4 protein-coding genes are annotated in these 5,325 nt (G+C 40.7%); 2 read left to right on the forward strand and 2 right to left on the reverse strand.

Annotated elements, in window-relative coordinates; genetic code table 11:
* On the reverse strand, positions 1-2,568 hold a 2,568-nt coding region (locus EO92_RS09710), incomplete at its 3' end, for a PGF-pre-PGF domain-containing protein (RefSeq protein ID WP_048171232.1).
* A gap of 762 nt (positions 2,569-3,330) precedes the next feature.
* Between EO92_RS09710 and EO92_RS09715 the strand changes: the two genes are divergently transcribed.
* Positions 3,331-3,930 carry an NnrU family protein gene (locus tag EO92_RS09715; protein ID WP_048171234.1) on the forward strand — a complete coding sequence of 200 codons (600 nt, stop codon included), beginning with the start codon at positions 3,331-3,333 and terminating at the stop codon, positions 3,928-3,930.
* A gap of 245 nt (positions 3,931-4,175) precedes the next feature.
* Positions 4,176-4,658 (forward strand): trypsin-like peptidase domain-containing protein, encoded by a 483-nt coding sequence (locus EO92_RS09720; RefSeq protein WP_048171236.1) that lies wholly within the window; start codon positions 4,176-4,178, stop codon positions 4,656-4,658.
* Between the two features lie 16 nt (positions 4,659-4,674).
* Here EO92_RS09720 and EO92_RS09725 read toward each other — a convergent pair whose 3' ends face one another.
* Entirely contained in the window at positions 4,675-5,097 is a 423-nt protein-coding gene (locus EO92_RS09725) for a secondary thiamine-phosphate synthase enzyme YjbQ (protein ID WP_048136395.1), read from the reverse strand.
* Positions 5,098-5,325 lie beyond the last annotated feature (228 nt).

Here is a 5,325-nt window from a genome sequence, read left to right on the forward strand (position 1 = left end):
GATTGAAGACTGGTCAATGCCTTTATCCTTCATCCAGGCCTTTTCAATTTTGAAACACACGACTGCGTTTTCGATATTCTTCTCAGTTGCATATCCACCGTTACCAACCCAGATATTGAGGTAATTGTAGACCTCGCCTTCGGGTGTTTCCGGGGTAAGCTTAGATTTATTTTTAAGCAACTCGACAATGGTTGTTGTCTTGCCAACAGTCTTCTTTGAATTGAAGCTCAAATATACGACAGAAGTGGCGTCCTTTGTGAAATCAAACTTTACAGGGTTTCCGTTTGTAATAAAGACCTGGGAAAGCTCCTTCGCTTTGACATTCTTTGCAGGTTCAGGGGATCCACCGCCACCGCCACCGCCACCGCTGCTGCTTCCTCCGCTGCTCTTTCTATCTACAATTATCTGAACAGTTTTTGAATTCGTGCCGTTTGCATTGATCGCAGTCAGTTTAGCGGTGTAAGTCCCTGCAGAAGCATACTCATAAACAAAGCTTGTCTCGTTTGAGTCCTCGACTCCGTCATTGTTAACATCCCAGCTCCTCGATGTTGCGTTTTGTGAACAGTCAGTAAAGGTGACTGAAAGTGGAGCATAACCACCTGTAGCACTGGTACTGAAGTCTGCTACAGGAAGCTGCAGTACGACGATAACAGCAGTTTTTGAATCCGTGCCGTATTCATTACTTACTGTCAGGTTAACGTTATAGCTTCCTCCTGCAGAATAAGTATGCGTTGGATTCCGATTATCTGATGTACTTCCATCTCCAAAGTCCCACGCCCATGATGTTGGAAGTCCGGTTGATGTATCTGTGAACGCTATATTCAGTGGCGCAAATCCAGTTGTCAAATCACTGGTGAAACTGGCAACTGGAGCTGTCGGTGGAATTACCGTAATTGTTTTAAGCATCGAATCGCTGGAAACGTCATTTGTTACCGTTAGATTAGCCGTATAAGTTCCTGGTATTGTATATGTATGAGTAACAGTTGCAGTACTACTCGTAGGCGAATCGTCCCCGAAATCAAGCAGTTCAGTGGTCTGGTTGATACTGTAATCCACAAACGTCACAGTTTCCCCGGCTGTCACATTATTTGTAGAAACTGTGAATTTTGCAGTCACATCAGAAAATCTGGAGGGTCGCACCCAGGACGAATCACCCAGATCTCCCATGTGATAAAATACTCCGCCATTACGACTGGTATAATCTAGAATAGATTCCAGCCTCGATTCTGAAGTTTGATATCGTGCATCACCAGTTGGAGTAATTGTATGCCCATATAAGACTAATACGCTCCCAGTTGTTATCGCGTGATCAATCCCGTATTCTATAGACTGTAAGCTAACATTAGCACTGTTATCTATTTCAACACCATACAGAAGTTGAGCATCGTCCCAATCGTAATAAGCCTTTAGTGTTTCATTGACATTATCATTTACAACATCAGGGACTCCAGTTCTAAGTGTCCGGAAATATGGAGCTAGTATGCTATCAGTAGTTGGAGTTCTATGCGAAAAGGGATATGCTAAGGTATAAACCGGATAACCATAACGGGTGATTTCTACGATGTTCGGGAATATTTCCTGGTCTAGCAACTCTTCAGGAGTGTTATTCTGTAGAAATATAACTGAATCTGTGTGGTTATACCCATGTGCAGCTATTTCCCATCCAGCCTCATGAAGTGCATTTAGTTCATCTATTATAGCCTGTGGTCTGTTGCTTACTTGATTTACATTCATAGTGCATGTAGCGTTATACTTTTGGAAAATTGGCAAATGTGTATAACACGTATGAATATTTGCTGCATCGTCCCATGTTAGAACAATGCCTCCGGGTTTATCTGAATCCCTTACGGTGTGGATATCATTCACATATAAATCTAATATCTCAGATGGAGTTAACGTTCTGTCATAAATATAAAAAGAATATATTTCCCCGTTTAGCCCGTACGTAGTATCGGGAGATGATCCTATCGTCCAGTCATCCGTGTTATAGCTGGGGCCTAAAGCAACTGCCGTATAATCTACACCTTTTCCATTAGAAATTCCATTGATGTACAATTGAGCATGAGAACCATCATATGTCACAATAGCCTCATAATCTTCGTCAGGCTGTATAGGACTTGCACTGCAGCCGGAAATAGCATGACCATCTGCATAAACTTCATATTTCAGTATTGAATCCGTATGGTCAATGCTGAGACTGCATGTGTTATTGCCTTTAGAAACTAAATATGTGCAATTAGTCGGATTATTAGAATTATAACGGAAAAATACCCCAAATGTTATATATGGATCAGTAAATGCCAGCTGTTCATTGTTAGGTATTGTTATTCTGTTTTGTCCGTTAAAATGTCTTGCCATTTGTCCAGTTGGCAGAATAAAGGTTGTACTGCCATAATTTGCACCGTTATTTCCGTTTCCGGAGGTGTCAACTATAGTATTTCCATTGTCTGCAGACCAGTCATAATACACAAGTTGATTTGTATCTGCACACGCAGTGCCAACTAAACTAATTAGAAATATGAGAAATAATCCATATTTTGCATATGGTTTAAAATTGTGATATTTCATTGTGATCAGACCTCATTAAAAGACAATATGAAACGTTTATCTTTTTAATCAGGGATTTAAAAGTCTCCTTTTCCAAATTAGAAGGGAAAACCTTCTTTTTTAGATAAATTAAGTAAGAATTTTCTTTTTTTTAGTTTGCTGCAACTTCAGATTATTCTCAGAGTATGTGCCTGGTATGAACCCCGTGTTTGGACTCTGATATGTTCAAAAATGCTCCTTTGATCAGAAATTCAATTTAACAATATACACACAGCCTGGTTTTGAGCGAGTAATTTTAAGGAACATACATTGCGAAGATTGTTACACAGACAATATTACAACATCTTAATATTTATACTTAAGTCCGCCATGTTTTTAGGGTCTTCAGGAATGATTAGAGTTATAAAAAATCGAGATATTTTTAAGTGAAAACATTCACATTTAATTCGCTTGATGGTGTATAACCACTGTCAGCACGAAAAAACACGAAAAAACTGTTTCCGTACTGCGCCCACATAAATAAGAAAAAAATTGGCTTTGTAGAAAAACGATCTAAATCAATTTCAATGGGCTAAAAGGTACAAAAAAGCGGTATCGATTTGTATTGATTGCCCTATCTTGCGTGAACTTCTAATATGTATCAGGAATCTATAAAGTAAGATTTTTAGATACTGGTGTGGGAACATTTAGAAAATTGATTAGTACCAGAAAATTTGACAGCCCCATCAGTTCACAAATGCTAAATACCAGGTTATTCAAATTAAAAAATGGGGAATATTGAAATTGGTTTCGTCCACAATTATCCTTGTTTTTTGTCTGGTTGCATTTGCAGCTATTCACAGCCTTACGGCAAGCCTGCCCTTCAAACGCTTCATCATGCGAGTCGTGGGTTCCAGGGCAGAAAGATATTATATGCCGGTATACAGCCTCATCGCATTTGTAACGATAGCGCCGCTCGTCTATCTGCTTATTAAAAATCCGGGGCCGATTCTCTACATAGTACCTTCACCCTGGCTCTGGCTGATGGTCGGGGGACAGCTGATTGCTGTAATCGTTGCTCCCAGAACACTGCTTGATGCACCCCACAGGTTTAAATTACGCTCACAGCTATCTGCACCAAAAACTCCCGAAGCAGGCCCCCTGAATATCCGGGGCATTTACCGTTGGGTAAGGGACCCTTTCCTGCTCTCGGGCCTGGTCATAATGTGGCTCACGCCCTTTATGACCGTCAATCTGCTTGTCATATACATTTTGTCCACCATATACCTGTATCTGGGGTCCCTGCACTGGGAAACAAGGCTTGTGTCACAGTTTGGTGATGAATACCGGGAGTACCAGAAGCGGGTCCACAGGATAATTCCCCATTCAGGGGGATATCCTTAAAGAATTTGCATAACCTTCTACTTTATACACCAGCAACCAGTCTCTTCAGTTCAGGCAATACTTCGCTTAGTATTTTTCCTGAAACATCTCCAGAACATCCACACCAGGTACGTTTTGTTCCAATAATGACTAGGCCAACAAATCACAATTTAACGTAAAAACCGGAAATAGAATTAGACATCAAAAATACCATAAACCAGACCTAAGACCAGACCTAAGAAAAATCGGCAGGTTGAGGAAAGCTTATGATAAAATCGGGTGGTTCTTTTTTCTATAAGGGAGAACGCTGTACTGTCGGGGCTGTTATCTTACTCAAAGGATTGCCTTACATGGTCACGGTTTCTCATATATTTCGTCGTGGGGAAGGAGACCATTTAACAGTTGACGGAACAAAACTCGCTGTTACGCGTATTTTAAAGGATTTTGATTTAGCTTTGATAGAGCTTCCTCCGGCCTGCACGTTTGAAATCACCGAGCTTGGCAGCGCAGCTGAACTGGAGCAGGCTGTGCTTGTTAATGATATCCATGCCATCAATTGCAGGGTGGTTAACGCAGGAGCTTCACTGCTTTTTCTGGGCTTCCAGTGCTATAATATGCCGGAACCCGGGGACAGCGGTTCTCCGATCCTGCAGACCGGAAAGGTGATAGGGCTTATGTCTTCAGTGACGCTGGACACCTGCATGGGAATTGCAATTTCATCCAGTATTATCCGCAGCCTGGAAAAATAACGAAATTCCCCGAAAATTAAAATTCCCCAATAATCTGCAGCACGATTTTTCTCAACCTTTCAATCCTGTCAAAATTTATGTATACAATCTGCTGCCAGGTTCCAAGTGTCAATTCTTTTTCAACAAAAGGAACTGTAAGGCTCGGGCCGATGAGCAATGATCTTAAATGAGAACCTCCATTGTAATCACCCCAGGTCTTGTGGTGATGGTAGTCCTTATTCAGAGGGATTAGCTTATCAAGAGTTTCTGAAACGTCTTTTGAAAGGTTTGACTCAAATTCCATTGTGGTTATTGCTCCGGTGGACCCGATGCAGAAGACCGTAACTGTCCCGTTTCTTATTTTGGAGTTTTTGACTTCCTCTGACACCGTTTCAGTAATATCAACAATTCCACAATCTTCTTTTCCAGTGACTGAAATTTCTCTTGTTTCTACAGGCATAAAACGATATTAGCAGGCCAGATTAATATATATTTGCAGAAAAGGGATAAAAATATCTCTCCAAAACATGGCTGTAAAGAGTAAACGGCTTATCACTTTTGGCTTTTTGTTTTATGTAATGTAGAGTTATCTTAGAGGCTGTCTGAATATTCATTTTTCATTCGGGTAAAGTTACTATATTAGCCAGTCTTCTGCTCATTATATGGATCATAGCAGCATAAATGAAGG

The sequence above is a fragment of the Methanosarcina sp. 2.H.A.1B.4 genome (genome assembly GCF_000979385.1).
Lineage (GTDB): Archaea > Halobacteriota > Methanosarcinia > Methanosarcinales > Methanosarcinaceae > Methanosarcina.

Coding starts and splice junctions, on each gene's coding strand:
- EO92_RS09720 (WP_048171236.1), top strand. CDS start 4,176: ATGATAAAATCGGGTGGTTCTTTTTTCTATAAGGGAGAACGCTGTACT.
- EO92_RS09725 (WP_048136395.1), bottom strand. CDS start 5,097: ATGCCTGTAGAAACAAGAGAAATTTCAGTCACTGGAAAAGAAGATTGT.